Annotated in this window: 19 protein-coding genes; 7 read left to right on the forward strand and 12 right to left on the reverse strand. The window is 45.7% G+C overall.

Annotated features, from left to right (window positions below):
* Positions 1-22: 22 nt before the first annotated feature.
* The 8 genes from GCU44_RS13880 to GCU44_RS13915 form a co-directional block, all read right to left on the reverse strand.
* Positions 23-1048, reverse strand: coding sequence for a glycosyltransferase family 2 protein (locus tag GCU44_RS13880; protein ID WP_241684954.1), 1026 nt, complete (start codon positions 1046-1048; stop codon positions 23-25).
* Entirely contained in the window at positions 1045-2331 is a 1287-nt protein-coding gene (locus GCU44_RS13885; RefSeq protein WP_194201672.1) for a hypothetical protein, read from the reverse strand. The genes GCU44_RS13880 and GCU44_RS13885 overlap by 4 nt, the downstream gene beginning before the upstream one ends.
* On the reverse strand, positions 2328-3731 hold the full coding sequence (locus GCU44_RS13890; RefSeq protein ID WP_154856932.1) for an oligosaccharide flippase family protein: 1404 nt from the start codon (positions 3729-3731) through the stop codon (positions 2328-2330). The genes GCU44_RS13885 and GCU44_RS13890 overlap by 4 nt, the downstream gene beginning before the upstream one ends.
* Positions 3728-4633, reverse strand: a complete 906-nt coding sequence (locus GCU44_RS13895) for a beta-1,6-N-acetylglucosaminyltransferase (RefSeq protein ID WP_154856933.1) — start codon at positions 4631-4633, stop codon at positions 3728-3730. Before GCU44_RS13895 ends, GCU44_RS13890 begins: the two co-directional genes overlap by 4 nt.
* A gap of 35 nt (positions 4634-4668) precedes the next feature.
* Positions 4669-7014 (reverse strand): GumC family protein, encoded by a 2346-nt coding sequence (locus GCU44_RS13900; RefSeq protein ID WP_154856934.1) that lies wholly within the window; start codon positions 7012-7014, stop codon positions 4669-4671.
* 658 nt (positions 7015-7672) lie between these two features.
* Entirely contained in the window at positions 7673-8572 is a 900-nt protein-coding gene (locus tag GCU44_RS13905; RefSeq protein WP_154856935.1) for an MBL fold metallo-hydrolase, read from the reverse strand.
* On the reverse strand, positions 8572-9270 hold the full coding sequence (locus GCU44_RS13910) for an SOS response-associated peptidase (protein ID WP_154856937.1): 699 nt from the start codon (positions 9268-9270) through the stop codon (positions 8572-8574). Before GCU44_RS13910 ends, GCU44_RS13905 begins: the two co-directional genes overlap by 1 nt.
* A 41-nt stretch (positions 9271-9311) precedes the next feature.
* The gene (locus GCU44_RS13915; protein ID WP_092174562.1) at positions 9312-10274 is read right to left on the reverse strand and encodes a YheT family hydrolase; all 963 of its coding nucleotides are present in this window, start codon (positions 10272-10274) and stop codon (positions 9312-9314) included.
* 122 nt (positions 10275-10396) lie between these two features.
* Between GCU44_RS13915 and GCU44_RS13920 the strand changes: the two genes are divergently transcribed.
* Positions 10397-12052 (forward strand): pyruvate dehydrogenase complex dihydrolipoamide acetyltransferase, encoded by a 1656-nt coding sequence (locus GCU44_RS13920; protein WP_154856939.1) that lies wholly within the window; start codon positions 10397-10399, stop codon positions 12050-12052.
* A gap of 91 nt (positions 12053-12143) precedes the next feature.
* Entirely contained in the window at positions 12144-12686 is a 543-nt protein-coding gene (gene hslV, locus GCU44_RS13925) for an ATP-dependent protease subunit HslV (protein WP_092174920.1), read from the forward strand.
* 46 nt (positions 12687-12732) lie between these two features.
* Here hslV and GCU44_RS13930 read toward each other — a convergent pair whose 3' ends face one another.
* Positions 12733-13029: a Dabb family protein gene (locus GCU44_RS13930; protein WP_154856941.1), complete on the reverse strand. Its 297-nt coding sequence runs from the start codon at positions 13027-13029 to the stop codon at positions 12733-12735.
* A 161-nt stretch (positions 13030-13190) separates the two neighbouring features.
* Here GCU44_RS13930 and GCU44_RS13935 point away from each other — a divergent pair, with 161 nt between their 5' ends.
* Positions 13191-14168, forward strand: a complete 978-nt coding sequence (locus tag GCU44_RS13935) for an aldo/keto reductase (RefSeq protein WP_154856943.1) — start codon at positions 13191-13193, stop codon at positions 14166-14168.
* A gap of 150 nt (positions 14169-14318) precedes the next feature.
* Here the strand turns inward: GCU44_RS13935 and GCU44_RS13940 are convergent, their stop codons facing one another.
* A complete protein-coding gene (locus tag GCU44_RS13940; protein WP_154856945.1) occupies positions 14319-14669 on the reverse strand; it encodes a single-stranded DNA-binding protein in 351 nt (116 codons plus the stop codon).
* 245 nt (positions 14670-14914) lie between these two features.
* Between GCU44_RS13940 and GCU44_RS13945 the strand changes: the two genes are divergently transcribed.
* On the forward strand, positions 14915-15271 hold the full coding sequence (locus GCU44_RS13945) for a hypothetical protein (RefSeq protein WP_241684955.1): 357 nt from the start codon (positions 14915-14917) through the stop codon (positions 15269-15271).
* Here the strand turns inward: GCU44_RS13945 and GCU44_RS13950 are convergent.
* Positions 15261-17048: a glycoside hydrolase family 15 protein gene (locus GCU44_RS13950; RefSeq protein WP_092174576.1), complete on the reverse strand. Its 1788-nt coding sequence runs from the start codon at positions 17046-17048 to the stop codon at positions 15261-15263. The genes GCU44_RS13945 and GCU44_RS13950 overlap by 11 nt on opposite strands.
* Positions 17049-17171: 123 nt before the next feature.
* The gene (locus GCU44_RS13955) at positions 17172-17678 is read right to left on the reverse strand and encodes a UpxY family transcription antiterminator (protein ID WP_092174925.1); all 507 of its coding nucleotides are present in this window, start codon (positions 17676-17678) and stop codon (positions 17172-17174) included.
* Positions 17679-18069: 391 nt separating this feature from the next.
* Between GCU44_RS13955 and GCU44_RS13960 the strand changes: the two genes are divergently transcribed.
* From GCU44_RS13960 to gmd, 3 genes are all read left to right on the forward strand, one after another.
* The gene (locus GCU44_RS13960) at positions 18070-19065 is read left to right on the forward strand and encodes a mannose-1-phosphate guanylyltransferase (RefSeq protein ID WP_154856947.1); all 996 of its coding nucleotides are present in this window, start codon (positions 18070-18072) and stop codon (positions 19063-19065) included.
* A gap of 7 nt (positions 19066-19072) precedes the next feature.
* Positions 19073-20023, forward strand: coding sequence for a GDP-L-fucose synthase family protein (locus GCU44_RS13965; RefSeq protein WP_154856949.1), 951 nt, complete (start codon positions 19073-19075; stop codon positions 20021-20023).
* A gap of 169 nt (positions 20024-20192) precedes the next feature.
* Positions 20193-21332, forward strand: a complete 1140-nt coding sequence (gene gmd, locus GCU44_RS13970; protein WP_154856951.1) for a GDP-mannose 4,6-dehydratase — start codon at positions 20193-20195, stop codon at positions 21330-21332.
* Positions 21333-21440: the final 108 nt, after the last annotated feature.

Below are 21440 nucleotides of genomic sequence, written 5' to 3' on the forward strand. Positions count from 1 at the left end.
TGTTTACGTTAAAAATGATCGCTTAAAAACGCCGGTACTTTATAAGACACCGGATAAGTAATTTGATGCGTTGGTATAGGTCAACCGGAGCGAACCTCTTGCTTTCTTTTATGTAATTGATATACACGGGCAAGCCTACCCGAGAAGATTTTTTGCTAATGAAGTAAAAGATGATTCCAAGGATCTCGGAAAGAGCGTTTGGCTCATAAACTCTTTCTATTTCGTTCCGCTTCTGCAGGTAAATCAGCCAATCAACCGCCTCCAGGTAGGAGGAGTAGGTAGAAAACAGTTGGGTAGATCCGATCCTACGGTGGATTTTAAGCTGCGCTTCCGTGGGAGCTATGCCCAGCTCATGCAATGATTTTGTATAAATGATTTTATGGATGGCAAAGCTTTTCTCCTCGGCACCTTCGAAGCTCTTCATAATGCTGGAATCTGAATCCCGGTAGAAATACAAGGATTCCGGAATATTGGCAACGGGTAATTTCCGACAGGCTTCCCAGTAAAAGTCGTAGTCTTCGGCGACGGTAAGTCGGGTGTCAAAGGAAAGTCCCGCTTTTTTGATGCGATCCAGTCGGTACATGGCAGTAGCGTTCCATAGCGCGGGTTTGAATAACAGAAGTGCCTTGATGGCGGCATGATCGGTCGGAGATTTTGACACCTCCGATTTATTTTCATCGAAGCGGGTCAGCCAGCTGCCGCATATGCCCACTAGTGGATGCCTTTTCAAATAGGCCAACTGTTTTTCAAACCGATCGGGGGAAATCAGGTCATCGCAGTCCATCCAGGCTAGAAATTCACCACGGGCTTCTTCCAACCCCCTATTTCGGGTGTAGGAAATCCCCTTATTTGAGTCATTACGTAGTACCCGTATCCGGGGATCGGATAGTTGCTGAATGATTTTTGCGGAGCCATCGGTAGACCCGTCATCGATAATGATCAGTTCAAACTCAGAAAATGTCTGTTGAAGCACACTGTCCACAGCTTCCTGTAGATGCTTTTCACCGTTGTATACGGGCATGACCACCGATAGCATAGCTGTCTTCATGATTTTAGTAGCGTTTCTTTTTTCATTGGAGAAAAATCCCGGTCTGCAGCTTTGGGAGTGGCGGATGCTTTTCGGAGCAGATAGCCAATAACCGCTCGTTTTTTTTCGTCCATCACAGCTCGGTGATAGATGTAAAGGGCAAAGATCGTAGCGATAAGGTAATGGTAGTGGTAGACCGAATACCAGGTAAAACTGGTCAAAAGCAGGTACCATAGGTAATACTTTACATAGGCGAACTGCTCCGGAACCGGCAGCGTAAAGCTTTTGTACCACATCAGCATAAACCCCCCTATTGCAAAAATCCCGAACATGGCGTAAACCGCGATGATTCCGACATCGGAAAGAAAATACTCCTGCGTATTGCTGAGCCGCTCCATAAATTTTCCGTACCTGGAGATGCCCCAATTTGGAGCGCCATTTCCGAAAACCTGACTAAGAACATTGGGGGAAAAATCGGTGAGGAAGTATTCGCCCGCTTGAACGCGAATGTAGTTTTTTCCTAATTTGGTATCTCGTTGTTGTACTTCAATAACCCCGCGGATCATGGGGATGTCTGCATTGAGCAGGACAAGTACGCCTCCGGCAAATGCGCCCAAAATCAACGTTTTTTTCAGAATAGATTGACTTTTGAAGAAATGATAAAAGTATATCAGCACTACGCCGGCAATGAATTGCCTGGTGACCTGCATTATGGGTACGATGAGTCCCAGTGCTGCGAAACCCAGGTAGAGCCAACGGTATCGTACCGCTTGAGTAATTTTCGTTAAAGCAATAAAGATGGCCAGTATAAAGATCCCTGCACCGGGGAAAATAATGCGAATAGCTCCCCGCTGTTCGGAAAACTCCTCCCCTGAAATCGGTTTGCCAAATAGTACCGTGTGCGCATTGGCGTATTGAAAGAAATAGAGAATAACGTAAAGCACCCCATAGGTAAGAATGATTTTTTCAAGGGTACGAATGGGTACTTTGAGATGAAGCAGTAGAAAAAACAACGGCCACAATATGTATTGGGAGGTTTCAAGCAAACTGTCTCTAAAGCCTTGTCCCCAGGAGATATAGGCCATTACCATTGAAAAGATAATAGACAACGAAATCAGTTGTACCGGGAGCACAAAACCACCCTTCCTGTCAAACATGTATACGATTGCGACCAATACCGATCCCATGACTGCGGCAAATTCAAGGTAGTTGACCAACTTTGCCGGAATGAATTTTGCATCAAAAAAATTCAAACTGATTGCGATCAACAGAACCAGGTAGACGACGAGTAGATTTGCTTTCATGTTGATTTAGCCAAGGTGTAATTTTTGAAAAAATACATACCGGTAAGGAGCAAGGCTGCAGCAGCCATCACCGCTTTGTAGCCCACATGCAGGTCGCTGGCGACATAATAGGAGGTTACAAACAATACGGCTGCAGACAACCACATCAGCCCGCGGTCTTCTATCGCGACGTGCAGCGTTTTTCCAAATACATACCAGAGGTATAGCTGAAAAAAAGCAAAGGAAAAAACCATTCCGGAAGCCAGGCCCAGTGCTCCGTACTGGCTACTGAAGAAAAGGATAGGTGTTGAAAACAGGGAGTTGACAATTCCCAGACGAAGAATCTTTTTCTCGTTGTCAGTAGCTCCAAAAATGGTCCCAATCAAACTGTCCACGGAGGTAAGAAAAAGGTACCAAACCTGTAGCTGGCAAACCAACACAGCGGGTAGGTAGCTTTCGGGAAAAATCAACCCAAACAGCTCTTTGGCAAATAGTGTGAAAAGAAAACACAATAGCATGCCCAACAGCATGTAGTATTTAAACCCAGCGCTTATGTAGTTCCTAAATTTTGTTTTGTTGGAAACCCACAGTGCCGACAGGTTTGGAAAAATGGTAACCAAGCCAAAATCAAGGACAAACGCAATCGGTCCGGTAAGCCGTTCGGACAGGTTGAAATACCCAATTTCTTCTCGTGTGGAATGGATATCCAAGAAGTTGTTTGTGAGTTTCGTGTAAGGCAGCATCACCAAAACCAGAGCCAGATAGGGCCAGCTTTCTTTTAACAGCGAATGGGAGGAAGCGAAAAAATTGTTCATTTTCCCCAGTATCAGCCCCTGTTTTCGTAGAACGATGTGAAACACGAGATTTTTCAGAAGATTCAGCGCCAGGAAAGAATAAAACAAGAAGGCGACGTTCAAGGTCGATGCCGGCAATAAAAATATCCACAAAAACCAAAGAATACTGAAGCTGAGGTTGATGACCGAAGGGGGAAGCATTTTCTGGTGGCCCAGAAATGCAGTTTCAAAGAGCTTGCCTAAACAGGAAATAAGTGCAAAAAGAAACACAAAAAGCAGTTCCTCTGCCTGAAGGTTTCCAAGGAAATAATTGTACACCAGGTAGCAGCCTCCCAGCACTAGAAGTGCAAGGGTCCGTAACAGCGCACCGTTATAAATCAGGTCCCTGGATCGGGAGGGATCCCTGGCTATAGACCGTATCACGATGTTTCGGATACCCAAATCACCGACCGTAAGGAGTAAGGTTCCCTGGGCTATCATAAACGTGTACAGCCCATAGTCGTCCGGGTGTAGGATTTGGGTAATTTTCAATACTGTCAGTAAACTAATTAATTGCGACAGTATACTACCGATGGTTAGGTATGAAAAATTCCGAAAAACTGTATTTTGAAAAATTTTTTTGATCACGACAGGTATGAATTGGAATGTTCCTTGTGAAGTAGCTCTTTTTTAATCAGACTCACCAGGTCTCTGGAGGCAGGGTAATCAAATCTTCTGGCAAACAGTTTAGGTGACTTTTGCAGTGTGGAAAAGTCTGATTTATCCAAGGTTGCCGGACTGTTTCCATTTCGGTATTCCCAAAGGACCAGGGTCAGCGTATTCCCAACGATCGACGTTCGGTAGGGTGAATGCATCAAGAGGGTTTGAACGAGAATTTCCTCTGCGCATAAGGTATACCGAAGGCGTTTCAAAATAGCGGGATTATTCCTGATTTCATCGAGTACGTATTGTACGCAACTGCTGCTAAGTGACCACCATACCGACCCGCCGTACAGTGTAGGAAATAGGTCGAATGGTTTTCGTTTGATTCCAAAAAACCGCTGAAATCGTACAGTGGCATTTATGAGTTTTTTACCCATGCGGGTCTTTCGATCAAACGTATCGTATGGATTGAAATAATTTAGCCGATCAAGGCCCCCATCCGTCCAACGGGAAGACGGTAGCGGAAAATACTCAATGAATTGTTTTCCATCATTCCTTTCGAAAAACTCCTTTATTTCCCGGCTACTTTTTATCGGCAGGTCCTGTCCACTCATGGTGTGGATGTATCCGACCTCCCTGTTTTTCACGGCTTCCCCTGCCAAATGGAGTATGGCTTTCAGGAGATTCAGACCTCCCCAGTTGACCGTGTATTTACGGCTTAGAAATACGACGTTTTTCTTCTGCGAGAGCGCCTCGATGATATCGCTGCTGACCGCACTTTTTTTGTCGATGTGAATGTAAAACAGAAAGTCATCGTCCAAAATGCTTATGTAGTCAAACAGGTGATGGATGTTTTTGTAGGCCAAAAATAATACAGCGTGCTTCATGGCTGGTTGAAAAAAAATAATGAAGACTGAATTTCTTAAATCGTAGCGGTTTTTTTGGTATAGTAGTCCCCGTATCTATATCCGTAGCTATGTTCGGACTTGGCGTCGTTTAGCACCAAAACGGGGTTCCTGAACTTGCCCTTTTCGGCAATGTCATTGATTAACGTCAAGTGGTTGGGTTTTGTGTAGTAATACCGAACGACGTATGCAAGCATGTCCGCATACGGCGACAAGGCGAATGCATCAGCAACGAGTCCTATGGGGGCGCTGTCAATCAGTATATGGTCAAAGGTGCTACGTAGTTCCAAAAATAGTTCCTCCAGTCGCGGGCTATTCAACAGTTGTACCGGGTTTTCTGGTAGTTTTCCGGCACTTACCAGAAAGATGTTTGGGTTATCCTCAGAAAGAGTGAGAATATCTCGAGCGGAAAAACGCTCGTCTGAGAGGTATTCACTAAGGCCCGGTTTGGTAGGTTTTAATCCAAGTTGGTTAAAAACAGAAGGCTTTCGAAGATCAAATTCCAGAACAACGATTTTTTTACCGGATAGGCCAATGGAACGGGCCAGATTGATGCTGAAAAAAGTCTTCCCTTCTCCGCCGATGCTGGAGGTAGTCAGAATCACCTGATTGGATTTTCTCATGGAGGCAAATTTCATGTTGGTCCAGATCAGGTTTACCTGTTCTCCAATAAGCGATCGCCGGTTGAAATTACCTACGTACAGATTTTTCTTTTTCTCATGCGAAATTTCCCCCATAATTGGTACCTGACTAATTGCTTCCACTTCATTTTTCTGGCCTATTTTACCGAAGAAATAGCTGTTTAGGTAGATGAGTCCAAAGGGTACACCGATACCAAGGAGTAGCGCAAATGCCACGATCAATTTTTTCACGGGGTGTATAGGGTATAGGCCCGCCATGGGTGGGTCGATGATACGGGCGTTGGACACCGAAGTGGCGGCTAGCGAGAGGACGGACTCTTCCCGCTTTCGCATGAGGTATTGATAATTTTCCTGTTTGGTGGCCTGCTGCCGGGTAATGGCTAGTAGTTCACGCTCAATTTGCGGCACCCGATTTGCCCGGTCTTCTATTTTCATGGAGTTTTCTTCCAGACTCTTTTTCGCAATTTGGATGCTTCGTTTATTGCTTTGGATGTTTTCCAACAGGTCGGATTTCAGGCTGTAAAGCTGTTCGTCCAGATTTTTCACCAATGGGTTGTCTGCAGTGGTTCCATTGAGAAGCCGCTGCCGGTCACGTTGCAGTTCGTTGTATTTTTTTACCAGATCCGATAGGGTGACATCGTCGATTAACAGCGACCCCTGCACCATTTTAGACGGATTGTTCTGATCCGTAAGGTTTTCTTCCAGGTTGTTTAGCACCTCGATGTGTATGTCGTATTCTGCAAGTTTTTGCTTGGCGGTGCTGGAATTTTCCAGGTAAAGCTGGGACTCCGCACTTAGGTCGGAAATCGAATTTTCGTTTTTATAGGCTTCCACCGCCTGTTCGATTTCCGCCAGTTCTGCGGTGAGCTTCGCCATTTGTTCGTCAACGAATGACAGCGTATTTGCTGCCGTTGAATTGACATTTTTCAAGGCTTCACTATTATAGGTTTCCGCCAACTTCGCCAAAATCAGCTCTCCTTTTTCAGGAATGGACGCTGGTAAGGACAAGGAAATAACCGTGGATAGTTTGTTAGTCGGCTCGGCTTGAATGTCTTCGCTGTAAGAAAATGCCATCTCCCGCATGTCATTGAAAGTAAAGAAAAGGGTGGTTGGAAGGGATTCAACACGCTCTTCTTTCAGCTGAATAGTAAATTCGCCGTAAAAATTGGATAGATTTTCGCCGAACTGGTGTTGACTCCTTTTCCCCTGCTCGGTTTCTAAAATAAACGAATTCTCGTCAAGTATTTCCAGGCGCACCATTCCCGGGAAATTTTTTGGACGATCGCTTAGCTTGGTGTAGGAGATCGTTACTGGAACGGCTTCTCCAAAAAGCTCCCGATACCTCCTGAACCCGTCCGCTACAAAAAAAGAATTGTAAAGGTTTAAATTTTCCAGAACCTTCCTGATCAAGGAAACGGACGTCAATACTTCTATTTCATTTTCAATGATATTGCTTGTTTGGTACCCGTCCAGGTCGTCCAAAACCGCGTTGGTCGAAAAACCTCTCTTCGCTTCCTCTCCCGAGTTGATTAGCAATGTAGCGGTAATTTCGTATTGTTCCGGAGTGTAGTAAATATACGTAAAGGCCGCCCCAACGAAACTAAATATGCCGATCAAAAAAAGATACCAAAGCCGAAGGTATTTCTTAAAATAGAAAGCGAGTGGGACCGCACTCGATTTTTTTACATCAATATCCTGGGTTAATAAATCTCTGATTTCCATGACTGTAAGTGAAAGAATATTCGGTTAAAAACGGCTAGCGTACCTCCTTGCCGGTACACAACTTCGTCTGGTCAATCACATGGATGTGATCAACTATGTATTTGTTCCAGTTTTTTTGTCTTGCTGTTTTCCTGAAACGTCTTCTGCTGTTTTAAAAAAAAAACATATTTAAATACTCTAGCGATGACTAGAAATAGTTAAATATTACCTACCTCACAGCAAATTATGCTGCTTTAGGCTGCTATCGATTGTAAATCTTTTTTGTGTATTTGAAATACATTTTTACAAATGTAAAATAATAAATCTGATAAAAAAAAATTTCTTTTCAAAAATGTTACCTGATTGAAATCAGTTTTTCTTTCTGTAAATAATGCAGTGATGATTTTGGAGGGACAGAAGTTGGGAAACACAGCTTGGTTTTTTTATCATTTTACCTATTTAGTATATATATACCATTAATTTTATAGGGAATAGGTTTATTGATTTTTTATTTGGTACATGATGTGTAAAACAAAGAAATACCTACCCGCGAAACAATAAAGGTTCCTCTAAATCAGGAAATTTTTTATCCTATTAAAACACTAATTAAATAGGTATATAGATTAAGTAAGTATATTTTGTAAAAAATATTAAATAATTAGAAAAAATAGTCTAAATATTATTTTCTTGACTGTTTCAATTTCCAATAGCGCATGAGACCACTTACCGACATCCAGCTCGGATTTGCAAGTTCATAGCATTCCCGTAGATGTTTCCCCACGCCCTGATCTATCAGTTGCTTTTCGGTATAGGCCATAAAATCTTTGGTAATTACTTCGGGCGCGGTGCCATCGTCAAACCGGATTTTCATCCATGCGGCCCATTCGTCCATCGTTCGCTCCAGTTCCTGAAAGTGATTGGAAATATCCGAGACGGTGCCGTAGTGTGTCAGGTACAACCTGTCTGGTTCAAGTGCGCGAATTTTGGCGATGGAATCCTTCCAATCTTCCAGGTCAATATCTGGAGGCGGGCAGGGAGGGACCACCGGGCCGCTGTGAATTTTTACACCAGCTACATCTCCCGTAAATAGGTTGTCGTCCAATTTCCAGGCTACGTGGTGGATGGCGTGGCCAGGTGTATGCACCGGAACAAAAGTCATTTTCCCCAAAAGTACCGCTTCCATATCGCTGGAAGCGATAAGGTTGGTTGACTCAATGGGATTCATGCTCCCCCAAAGCGCCTGCATATTGTCTTTCCCGTAGATGCGGGCGGCGGATTGCCAGAGTTTCTCCGGATTTGCCAGATGGGGAAGCCCCAGCGGATGTACGTAGATGCGTGCGCCTGCCTCCGCCAATTTCCAGGCGGCACCGGCATGGTCAAAATGAATATGTGTCAGCAATACTGCGTCGATATCCTCGGGCCGGAGGTGGTGGCGTTGAAGTTGGTGTACCAGTTGAGGCCAGGTACTTTCAGGTCCCGTTTCAACCAACACGTGGTGGTTTTGATCGGAAACCAAAAAACTAGCAATGGTATTGGCTTCTTTTTGAAAATGGAGGTCCAGGCTACGTATGGTATGCATTATCCAAATAGAGTATAGTTTCCAAATTGGTCCATGGGCAAGGTCTTTCGGATGACATAGGGATTGTCATTAGCCACCTGGTTCACCATTGGGGAGACTGTATAGGTCATCATTTCCTTATCGGGATAGGGTTGCAGCATTTCAAGCAATACGTTTTCCGGTGTTTGAGGGTCCAGCCAGGTTGCTTCCTGACCGGGGGGGAGTATGACGGGCATCCTGTCGTGGATTTCGGAGGCGAGTTGATTCGGAGCGGTGGTTAGAATCAAAAAGGTGTGGGCAATGTCGCCGTTTTCAGTCTCGTACTCTTCCCAAATTCCTGCAAAAGCAAATAGTTCTTCCCCATGAAGAACGAACCGGTAAGGGACTTTCGTTTTCTTTCCGATTTTTTTCCATTCGTAAAAGCCATCGGCTGGCACCAGGCAACGATTTTTCTTAAAGGACGTTTTAAAGCTTATTTTCTCCGTGATGGTTTCCGAACGGGCATTTATTAGTTTACTGGCGACGGGTTTGTTTTTTGAAAAGGCGGGGGTTATCCCCCAATAAAAATGGGAAAAGCCTTTGGGGCTTTCGCCAGTAATGACGGGCACCAGTTGCGCAGGAGCAATGTTATACCTGGGTGCAAAGGGTTCCAGCATCTCAGCAGCGAATCTGTTTTCAAGTTCTGTTTTTGACTTGGCTAAGGAGTATCTTCCACACATAAAGGTTTTGTTTTTTCTTGAGCGAGTTACCTCGATTAAAGTTAATTTCCAGATTGAATAAATTCAAGTGCCCTGATTTCGGACCAGTACCGCTCGTTTACCGTTCGCGGACCAAACCCAACGTGGCCTCCCTTCAATGGAAATTCCATCCGCAGGCCATCTGCCGTTTCCTTCTCGCTTTTTGGATAACACGTTGCACTCAAAAAAGGGTCATTCCGGGCGTTTAATACAAGTGTGGGATGACAGATTCCCGATAAAAACTGCAGGGAGGAACACTTTTTGTAGTAATCGGCTGCGTCTTCAAATCCGTGTAAAGGCGCTGTAAATGCCTCATCAAATGCACGTAGGGTACGGATTTGCCGGAGGTTTATTCCATGGGTGATTTCCGGGAAGCGCAATTGTTTTTGCCGGATTTTTTGCTTCAGTGAGCGCAGAAAATGCAAGGCATACATTTTATTAACGGGTTGGTCTATCCGGTCACAAGAGCCAGCCAAATCCAATGGGACCGAAATAGCGACCGCTTTTTTTATTTTCTGATGACCCGGCCATCTATTTTCACCCAGGTATTTTAGGGTGAGGTTGCCTCCCAGACTAAAGCCGATCAAAAACAGTGAGCGGTAGGAATGCTGGGCATGGACCACGACCCGTTCCAGATCTTCGGTGGCTCCGGAATGGTAGAAAACCAGTTTTTGGTTCATGGAACCGCTACATCCCCTAAAATTCCAGTTTAGCACATCGTAGCCGTTGGAAAAAAAAACTTCCGCCATGCCGCTCATATACGGGCGACGGCTATTTCCCTCCAACCCGTGGCTGATAATGACCAATTCCTGACTTCCCTGCCTGAGCCAATCCAAATCGAGGAAATCCCCGTCTGTCGTGTTAATCCGTTCTCTTTCAAAAGGTAAGGGTATATTTTTTCTAAAAAGCGCGGGAAACAGGGTTTGAAGGTGGCCGTTAAATAAAAATCGGCGTGGGTGGTAAGGGAACTCTTTTGAAACTGGCATTCAGCGTATAGGGCATTCCGTAAACATTTCTTTACGTGAAAATACTATTATTAAATTTGAATAAACATCTTTTAAGAACTATTTTTGGATTGCTGAATAAATGAATTCGAATAATTTAACTTATGGCCGAAATAATACGAATGCCCAAAATGAGCGACACCATGGAAGAAGGGGTGATCGCGCAATGGTTGAAAAAGGTAGGAGACGAGGTAAAACCCGGTGATATTCTGGCGGAAGTGGAGACGGATAAGGCGACCATGGAATTAGAATCGTACGACGAAGGGGTTTTGCTTCACATCGGCGTAGCGGAAAAGGACGCCGTACCTGTAAATGGAGTCATTGCCATATTGGGCGAAAAAGGCGAAAATATAGATGAGCTGCTCAAGGAAATTAAAGCCGGTGGAAATGGAGCTGCGCCCACCGAAGAAGTGAAGGAAGATGAACCGAAAGCAGAAGAAAAGGCATCGGAGACCAAGAAAGACTCACCAAGCGAAAAAATCGATACTTCCTCCATCAATGCTGCGCTGATCACCATGCCCAAAATGAGTGACACCATGCAGGAAGGAACCATTGCCAGTTGGTTGAAAAAAGTAGGGGACGAGGTGAAATCCGGGGATGTATTGGCAGAAGTAGAGACCGATAAGGCCACGATGGAACTCGAATCCTACGATGACGGTACCTTGCTGTACATTGGGGTGGAAGAAGGAGATTCCGTTGAAGTGAACGGTGTCATCGCGATTATCGGTGAAAAAGGAGCCGATTTCGAAACCTTGTTAAAGGCCCATAAGCAGGAGTCTTCGCCGGACGCTGCCTCGGAAAAGGAAGCGCCTAAAGAGGAGAAAACCGAAGAGAAGCCTGCTGCCAAACCAGCGTCTAAGGCAGAGCAATCCACGGAAACCTCCAACAGCGGATCCAACGGCCGAATCAAGGCCTCTCCGCTCGCCAAAAAAATGGCCAAAGAAAAAGGCATAGATATCAGCCTGGTGAAAGGATCGGGTGATGGCGGAAGGATAATCAAAAAGGATGTTGAGAATTATACTCCAGCCAAAGCAGCGGCTGCGCCGGAGGCCGGCCGTGCTGCAGCAGGCGTAGGACAGGAGTCTTTCCGGGAAGAAAAGGTATCTCAAATGAGGAAAGTGATCGCCAAACGACTTGCAGAAAGCAAGTTTACGGCCCCTCATTTTTACCTGACCATGGAAATCAATATGGACAAAGCCATCGAAGCCAGAAAGAGCATGAATGAGGTGGCTCCGGTAAAAATTTCATTCAACGACATGGTTATCAAGGCAGTGGCTGCTGCACTCAAACAGCATCCCAATGTGAATTCAGCCTGGCTTGGTGATAAAATTCGCTACAACGACCACGTACATATCGGCATGGCCGTAGCCGTAGAAGAAGGCTTGCTGGTACCGGTCATTCGTTTTGCAGACAGCAAGTCGCTTTCTCAGATATCGCAGGAAGCCAAAACGCTGGCTGGCAAAGCCAAGAACAAAGAACTCCAACCCAAAGATTGGGAAGGTAATACGTTTACTGTTTCCAACCTGGGCATGTTTGGTATCGATGAATTTACGGCAATTATCAATCCGCCGGACGCATGCATCCTTGCCATCGGGGGTATTCGGCAAACGCCTATTGTCAAAGATGGAGCAATCGTGGTCGGTAATTTAATGAAAGTAACGCTTTCATGTGACCACCGGGTAGTGGATGGAGCCATTGGTTCCGCGTTCCTCCAAACCATCAAGAATTTGCTGGAAGACCCGGTGAGGTTACTTATTTGACCATTGGTATAAAATATAGTAGTCAAAAAGTCCTAGAGATAGGGCTTTTTGTTTTTGAAAGAACGTGTATAGCGCGTAGAAAACCAAAGATATGGAACGTTTAAAATCTACTACGGTAGTGGCCATCCACCACGAAGGACAGGTGGCAATTGGTGCGGATGGGCAGGCCACACTGGGAAATACCATTGCCAAAAGCAGTGTCAACAAAATACGTAAGTTACAAGGCGGTAAGATCGTTACCGGTTTTGCCGGCTCCACGGCCGATGCGTTTACACTTTTGGAAAAATTTGAAGAAAAGTTGGGTGCCTACAGCAATAACATGAAGCGGGCCGCTGTGGAGTTAGCGAAGGAATGGCGCACGGACCGCATGCTAAGCAAGCTGGAAGCGATGATGATCGTGGCCGACGCCACAGATATACTTATTCTATCCGGGACCGGTGATGTTATTGAACCTGACCTGGGTATTGCTACCATAGGCTCCGGTAGCATGTACGCACAGGCAGCAGCGAGAGCCTTGAAAATGTACGCTGGACACCTCACTGCAGAGGAAATGGTAAAGGAGAGCCTAAGCATCGCGGCGGATATTTGTATTTATACCAACCACAACCTGGTAATTGAGAAAGTGACTTCCTGATGGAGCATACCTGCGTTCCGGTACTGAAACCGAAACGCAGGGCTGGTTATACCTCAAAGTCGTAGACTTTCACCTGTGACCATTTGTCCTTGTGGTCTTCCACGAATTTCAGGTGTATCGGGTCTGTTTGGTAGCGATCATGCGCCTCAACGGAATCGAAATAAACGGTAAGCGATAGGTGGAAACTGTGGTCTACTACCTCCCGCCGGGCGGTGTTCGCGGGTTTTCCGATGGCGTACCGACTGACGCTCTCCGTGCTTGCGATTTTCGTACATCCCTCCCAGACGGCATTTAGGTCTTGCTCGGGATGGTGTAACCAGAAAAATACTTGATGGACGATCATAGTGGATGGGGTTTTTGATACGGTTTTGAAAGGAATCCATGCTCCCAGACTAATTGCTGCAAATGCAGCCATAAATTTTCTTCGCTTGAGCATCTGTTGTTTTGGTAGATGGTAATCGATACATGCGGTATTGAATCGCAAATTAAAGGTAAGAGCAAATTATGAATTACAGAAAATTAGGGAAAACAAATTTTGAAGTTTCAGCTGTTTCATTGGGTACCTGGCAAGTTGGCGGAGGATGGGGAGGCCCTTTCGATAAATCGACTGCCTATAGGATTATTCACGAAGCCATCGATCAGGGAATTAACTTTATCGATACGGCAGATGTATACGATGCCGGACTAAGTGAAGCAGCTGTGGGCAAGGTAGTTCGGGAGCGCAGCGAAGAGGTGTATATCGCGACCAAATGTGGTAGGCAAATACAGCCGCACCTGGCCGAGGGATATACCCCACTGGTATTGAGGAAGTACGTGGAAGCAAGTTTGAGAAATTTAGGCGTGGAAACCATCGATTTGATTCAGTTGCATTGCCCACCGAGCCCTGTATACCAAAGGCCGGAAATTTTTGGTCTTTTTGAAGAGTTACAAAAAGAAGGAAAGATCCGGCACATGGGGGTTAGTGTGGAAAAAGTGGACGAAGCCCTGCAGGCCTTGACCTTCTCTAACGTTGCTACGGTTCAGATTATCTTCAACATGTTTCGCCAGAAGCCCGCAGATGTGTTTTTTCAAGAGGCGAAAAATAATGACTGCGGGGTAATCGTCCGGGTCCCCCTTGCAAGTGGGCTTCTAACCGGTAAAATCTCCAAAGAGACCACATTTCATCCAGAAGATCACAGGCAATTCAATAGAGCCGGGGAAGCATTTGACAAAGGAGAGACCTTTTCTGGCATTCCGCTGGAAAAGGGAATAGAGGCAGTGGCCGAGCTGGACGACCTGCTGGGTGATGTGGCGGCAAAGGCCATTCGATGGGTGCTCATGTTTGACGCCGTTTCGACGGTTATACCGGGTGCTTCCAGGGTGGAACAGGTTCGCGCAAACGTGCAGGCTTCCGCATTGCCCCCATTTTCGCCAGCTGAGATGGAAGCGGTGGCGGAAATATACGCCAGGTATTTTAAGGAAGAAATTCATCCGCAGTGGTAATTCCGGCTGGCATGGGGAGTGTAGTCCATGTCCGGCGTAGGTAGTTGCCAATAATACGGTTTGTACGGAAAAAAAACCGGTGGGGCCACCCATGCCCCACCGGTACCCGTCAAAAAAAATGGATCTGAAAAAAAGCAGTGTAAAAAGTAGTTAATTTTGCGTTTTCACTTTTTCGCCCATAAGCAATACATCGTTCACCTGTACTTCGGTAATGTATTTTTTATTGCCAGCGGCATCTTCGTAGGACCGGCTGACAAGCTTACCTTGAACACAGATTTCGGAGCCTTTATCGGTGTATTTGTGGATGATCTCGGCGGGCTTTCCAAAGGCCACCAGGTTGTGCCAGTAGGTTTCGTCTACCTTTTCTCCTTTGTTGTTTTTGTAGGATTCATTGGTAGCCAGATTGAGCCGCACCATGGGGGTACTTCCGTTTACTGTTTTGTAGTCTGCTTTGGCTCCCAGCCTTCCGATCAGTTGTACTTTGTTTTTAATTGCGTTCATGATAAATAAAGTTTACGTTAGAATTGATTTTTTTCCGATTTGGAACAGGACAAAGTTGCAGGATCGGTAACGCTCTAGTCGGGTTTTTTTCGTTTAAATCCGTTTGTAAGCGTTTGTAAACGTTTAAAAACGACTACAAATAGTAAATGATTCGCAATTTTTACGTATATTTTGCTTGATTTATCCATTCAAATTGGATTTATATGCCAGTAGGTCCTAAAAAATGTCTCAGTTGTGGTAAACCAGTGGCGGGTAGGATTGACAAAAAGTTTTGTGACGATTATTGCAGAAACAGCTACAACAACCAGATGAAGTCAGGGAGCAATAACCTGATACGCAACATCAACAATGCATTAAAAAAAAACCGGAATATTTTGGCGGCCATCTTGCCGGATTCGGAAGACACGGCGAAAATATCCCGGGAAAAGTTACTCGAGCAAGGTTTTATTTTTAAGTACCGCACCCATACCTACACGAATAAAAAAGGAAACGTTTACGGCTATTGTTACGATTATGGCTACCTCAGGCTAGAACAGGATTGGATCCTGGTTGTTCGAAACAAGGAGGATCAGCGGGAAAAGCTCGGTTCGTTTAAACAATGAAATTGGGTTTATCCAGTTTTTTGTCAATACGATAGGCGGCGTTCAATAATCCCACGTGGCTGTAGGTCTGCGGAAAATTACCCCATTGGCTGCCGGTATGCTGATCCACGTCTTCAGAAAACAACTTAAGGTGGTTACAATAATTGCTTAACGTTTCAAATCCTTCCATGGCTTCGTCCAGGCGGTTTACACAGGCGAGTGCCTCGATGTACCAAAAGGCACAGATCAGAAAGGTGGTTTCCGGCTCTCCGAAATCGTCCTGGTGCTTGTAGCGGTAAAACAAGAAATCTTTGGCCAGGAGATCTTCTTCCAAAGCTTTTAGGTGGTTGTTAGCGCTTTCGATGTCTTCTCCAAAATACCCCATGGTAATCATCTGAAGGGTACTGGCATCCATATTCTTCGTGCCAATGGCTTGCGCATACGCTTTCCTCTCCGGGATGTAACAAGCCTCAATTTTACGGATTGCCTTGTTTTTGAGTTCGATCGCTTTGGCTTTCATTTCATTGTCTGAAAGGCGCTCTGCAATCTTAATAGCAGCGCAGGCTCCTGCCCAATGGAACAAAAAGGTATAGCAATGTTCCTGTTTCAAGTTACGGAACTCCCACAACCCCGCATCTTTTTCGTCCATCGTTTCTTCTATTTTGTTCAATAGGTTATAGATAAACGGTTTGGAGTGGCTCTTTTCCGACTCGATGAATCGCTTGTCAGCATATAGGGGCAAGAGGGTCACGAGTACCTGTCCGTACAGGTCATTTTGTACGTGGGTATGCGCCTGATTTCCGAAACGAACCGGCTTGTTTCCCAGGTACCCGTCCAGGTCCGCCACCAGTTCGGGTAATTTGGAAGAACCCGTGATGGCGTATAGCGGTTGGTAACGGCCCTTTTCATCGGTTGGCAGGTTTTGGATGAATTCAAAATACCGTTCCAATTCCTCAAAATGCCCCAAATGGTTAAAGACATTGAGTGTGTAGTACGCATCGCGCATCCAGCAATACCTGTAATCCCAATTTCTCGTGGAGCCCGGGGACTCGGGTAGGCTTGAGGTGGAGGCGGCGATGATTCCTCCTGTGTCTTCGTATTGGTGAATTTTTAGCACCAGGGCAGATCGGACCACCAGGCGTTGAAAAAAATTCGGGATGCTGGTTGATTTCACCCAATTCCGCCAGTATTGACAGGTGGCATTTAGGAATTTTTCAATGGTGCTTTCTATCGGTGCCTCCAGGGGTTTTCCATAGGTAAGCACCAGGTATACGGTACGCTGCAACCGAAAATCCTGTTCTTCCATAATATACGTAATGGAACAATTGGTCGTCAGTCGAACATGTTGGTCCCTCCCGATGTATTCGATATGGTTACTGCCAGGAACGCGCGTGAGTTGGCGTTGTCCGTAATCCGATACGGGCAGGCAGTTGATCTTGATTTTCGGTTCACCTCGCAGGGGTTCAATTTTCCTGACCAACATGGAGGGCTTAAAGTACCGGTCGTAATTGTAAAACCGGGGAGCAAAATCCGTGACTTTATAGGATTCTCCGCCGGAGGTCTCGATATAGGTTTCGAGGATATTGGTGTTTTCCATGTAGGACTGCCTGGAAGTAAATCCTCCATTCTGAGGCAGTACCGTAAATTCGCCTCCTTTTTCTTTGTCCAGCATACTGCCAAACAGAAAATCACTGTCAAAGCGCGGCATGCAGAGCCAACTGATGTTGGTGTTTTTTTCAATGTGTGCGATAAAACTGCAGTTACCTATCAGGCCGGTACCGTATGTGTGTTTTTCCATGGTAAAGCTGGTTACGTGTCGAAAAGGTACCTGTCCCATACCTTTTAATAAAAAGGAAACGAACAGGCAGTTATTCTGGCGAAGTTATTAAAATCAAGGCTGAATGGTAATGAATTTGGATTTTTATTCGCGAATCACCTCCAAAAATTTTCTAGGCACTTTCACGAGCATGCTTTGGTTAATACTCGGAATTCGTATGATGAAATAATCCTGGTTGGACTTTTGGATGCATTCTCCCGTTACTCCCTGAAGCGGGCCACCCAGGATATGGACCATTTCCCCGTGTTCGATCGTGCCGGTATCCACCTCAACGGCCACCCCGGTTTCGATCACCCGTTGGATGGCATCTATTTCGTTTTGGTGCACCACGGCATGTTCTCCGGAAAAGTTGATGAACTTTACCGCACCACTCACTTGAAGCGACTCCCAAAGCCGCTCCTTGCTGGTGTAAACGAACAAATACCCGTTGAACAAGGGTTTTTGTACCTTTTTTTTACGATCGCTCCATTGGCGTATTTCTTCAATTATTGGCAGATAAACCTTGATATTTTTTTCCTCTAGTCGTTGAGCCACTTTTTTTTCTGCTCGGGGAGCAGTGTACATGACGTACCAGTGCAACTTTTCGTCCATAGTTTTTTGCATTAAAAAAACGAAATTACCGAATTATTTCGGTAACCCTTCATTCGTATGCGATAATTTTTAGCCTGATTTCCCGAACCCTTCAAAACAAGATCCAACCTTCACTTTGGTGGCATTTAATATAGTTAATTTGTATTTCAAATTAATTTTTACTGTTTTAATTTTTTTTTATTTACTTTTGGCTTGTGATTGACTGGTTCGGGGCATTGGAAGCACGACTGCCCTAATCGACTTAACCACAAATATATAGTATGGCTGCTTTTTTGCGTGTTTGGCGAATCCGTAATTGAAAAAGCCAGGTTAGATTTTATTTGAACGATATTTTGTAGATACAAAGCCGGAATTGACTACCGGATTGTGAGAAATAGCAAACAAAGAACGCATGAAAATCGTCAACGTGGTGTTGTCGGGTGGCGTAGGAAGCCGGCTTTGGCCACTCTCCAGAAAAAGCAAACCCAAACAGTACCTGCCCATTTTTGACGGGCAGTCCCTTTTTGAAAAAACCGTTTCGCGAAATGCATCCGTTTGTGATCAGGTGATGGTGGTAGGAGGGGTGGATAACTACCAATTTTCCAGGCAAATTCTAAACGATAAAAAGGAAGGTTTTTTGGAATTGGTGGAGGCAACCCCCCGGAATACCGCTGCCGCCATTGCCTTTGCTGCGTTTTCATTGCCTTCCGATTCGGTCATGCTCGTAACACCTTCGGATCATTTAATAGGGGATCAGGCCAATTACGAAGGTGCACTCGCTGAGGCAGTACGCCTTGCGGAGCAGGGTTTTCTGGTGACCTTTGGTTTGAAACCCACCCGGGCCGATACCGGATTTGGGTACATCGAACACGAAGGAAACGAGGTGCTGAGCTTCCGCGAAAAGCCCAATGAACGGACTGCTCAGGGATTTTTGGAGAAAGGCAATTTTCTATGGAATAGTGGCATGTTTTGTTTTTCGGCGGGCACCTACCTTCAAGAGCTTCAGCTCCACGAACCCGAAGTTTTCGAAAAGTCCCGGAAAGCGCTTGATGCAGCATCAAAAGGGTTTTTGCCCTTGGACTTGAGCCGTGAAATCCCATCCATTAGTGTGGATTATGCGGTAATGGAAAAATCCGATAAAATAAAAGTTGTCCCCTCCAGTTTTTCCTGGTCAGATATGGGATCTTACGAAGCCTTGTTCGATTACTTTCCGGAAAACAGCAAGGAGCGCCATGGAAAAAACCTGGTGCTGGGTGCAGGTAGCAAACACGTGGAATTTTTGGGTGTGGAGGATGTGATTTTGGTGGAGACACCGGACGCCATTTTGGTACTGAACCGGGCGCAGGCACAGGATGTTAAAAAGATTTACGAGAAATTAGAAAAAGAAAATCCGGGATTGGTAAATTAATAGTCAGATGCACAAGCATAGTAAAATATACATCGCAGGACACAAAGGAATGGTAGGGGCTGCCATCTGGAGAAATCTGGAAAAAAAAGGGTACCAGCAATTGATTGGGGTAAGCCGACAAGAGTTGGATTTAAAAAATCAAACCGAGGTAAGCCGCTTTTTTGCGCAGGAAAAGCCATCGGTAGTGATCGATGCCGCAGCCAAAGTAGGTGGGATTTTGGCGAATAACAACCATCCCTATCCCTTTTTGATGGACAATTTGGTTATTCAAAACAACCTGATTGAGTCTTCCCTGGAAGCCGGTGTCGAAAAGTTTATTTTTCTTGGAAGTTCCTGCATATACCCCAAAATGGCGGAACAGCCGCTTCGGGAAGAGGCCTTGCTTACCGGCTCCCTCGAGCCGACCAATCAATGGTACGCGCTGGCAAAGATTGCGGGTGTGAAAGCCTGCGAGGCCATACGGAAGCAATACCAAAAGGACTACGTAAGTCTAATGCCCACCAATCTCTACGGACCCTTTGATAATTTCGACCTGGAGACCTCGCATGTGCTGCCCGCGATGATTCGGAAATTTCACGAAGCGAAGGAGGCGGGTGATCAGCCCGTCAAACTCTGGGGATCCGGGACACCTCTTCGGGAATTTTTGCACGTGGACGACATGGCGGAGGCCGTTTGTTTTGCCATAGAAACCACCTTTTCCGAAAATCTATACAATGTAGGCACCGGGGAAGACTTGACGATTCGTGCCCTTGCGGAGTTGATTCAGAAAATCACGGGGCACCGGGGCGACATCATTTGGGACAGCAGTAAACCGGACGGGACCCCCAGGAAGCTAATGGACGTTTCCAAAATGACACAAGCTGGCTGGAAGGCGAGCATCGGTTTGGAAGAGGGAATCAAGTCAACGTACCAATGGTTTCTAGAGAATCAAGCTACGTTTAAAGAAGTAAAGATTTAAAGGGTCACCATGTACCGCAGAGTTCAACAAAGCGTACCATTGCTTAACTATTGAATAAAGCCTGAGTGAAACACTGCGTAAACCCCATGTAACTTAAAAAGTTAAACAAAAATAAAACCACCGTGCTGCGCTGAGTCCAACTTAGTGTACCACGGTGAAACTTAAGACCATGAAAACAGCATTAATCACAGGAATTACCGGTCAGGACGGGGCTTACCTCGCCGAATTACTACTATCCAAAGGCTACACGGTACATGGAGTCAAACGAAGAGCCTCTCTTTTTAATACGGATAGGATTGACCATTTGTATCAGGATCCGCACGATGACAACAAGCGATTGTTTTTGCATTACGGGGATTTGACAGATTCGATGAACCTGACACGGATCATCCAGGAAACCAAACCGGATGAAATCTACAACCTGGCTGCCATGAGCCACGTGAAGGTGAGTTTTGATACGCCGGAATATACGGCAAATGCCGATGGTATTGGCACGCTTCGGATATTGGAAGCGGTTCGTTTGCTGGGCATGGAAAAAACGACCAAGGTCTACCAAGCTTCGACTTCCGAATTGTACGGACTGGTGCAGGCAGTACCCCAATCCGAATCCACGCCCTTCTATCCCCGATCCCCCTATGCCGTTGCCAAGCTGTACGGCTATTGGATCACGGTCAACTACCGGGAGGCCTATGGCATGTATGCGTGTAACGGGATCTTATTCAACCACGAGTCGCCGTTGAGAGGGGAGACCTTTGTTACCCGTAAGATTACCCGTGCGGTGGCGAAGATAGCCTTGGGGCTTCAGCGTGACCTGTACATGGGCAACCTGGATGCAAAGCGAGATTGGGGGCATGCCAAGGATTACGTAGATGCCATGTGGCGCATCCTGCAGCAGGACGAGCCAGAAGATTACGTCATTGCTACGGGCGTGACCACCAAAGTGAGGGATTTTATTAAAATGGCTTTTGAAGAGGTGGGCTTTACGCTGTCTTTCGAGGGTGAAGGAATAGACGAGAAGGGTATCCTGGCAGACATCGACAAGGAAAAAGCCTTTGATATACTTGGAACTTCTCACTTTAAAGTAAAGAAGGGCGACGTGCTAGTCAAGGTTGACCCGGCTTATTTCCGGCCAACCGAAGTTGATTTGCTTATTGGTGATCCGACCAAAGCGATGACCAAGCTCGGCTGGAAACCGAAGTATGATTTGAAGATGCTGGTGGAGGACATGGTCCTTTCGGATGTAAATTTATTCAAGCGCGACATCCATTTGTTGAAAGGTGGGCACAAAGTGCTGAACCAGGCGGAGTAGTCCACCGAAACGTACCAGAAAAGCAAAGGAGGAACCAGTAATCGATTCCTCCTTTGCTTTTTTTATTTCGTTCGTTCGCAATCGCCTCTCGTTCGGTGACGTTCGCAA

It is taken from the genome of Cyclobacterium xiamenense, from assembly GCF_009467825.1.
Lineage (GTDB): Bacteria > Bacteroidota > Bacteroidia > Cytophagales > Cyclobacteriaceae > Cyclobacterium > Cyclobacterium xiamenense.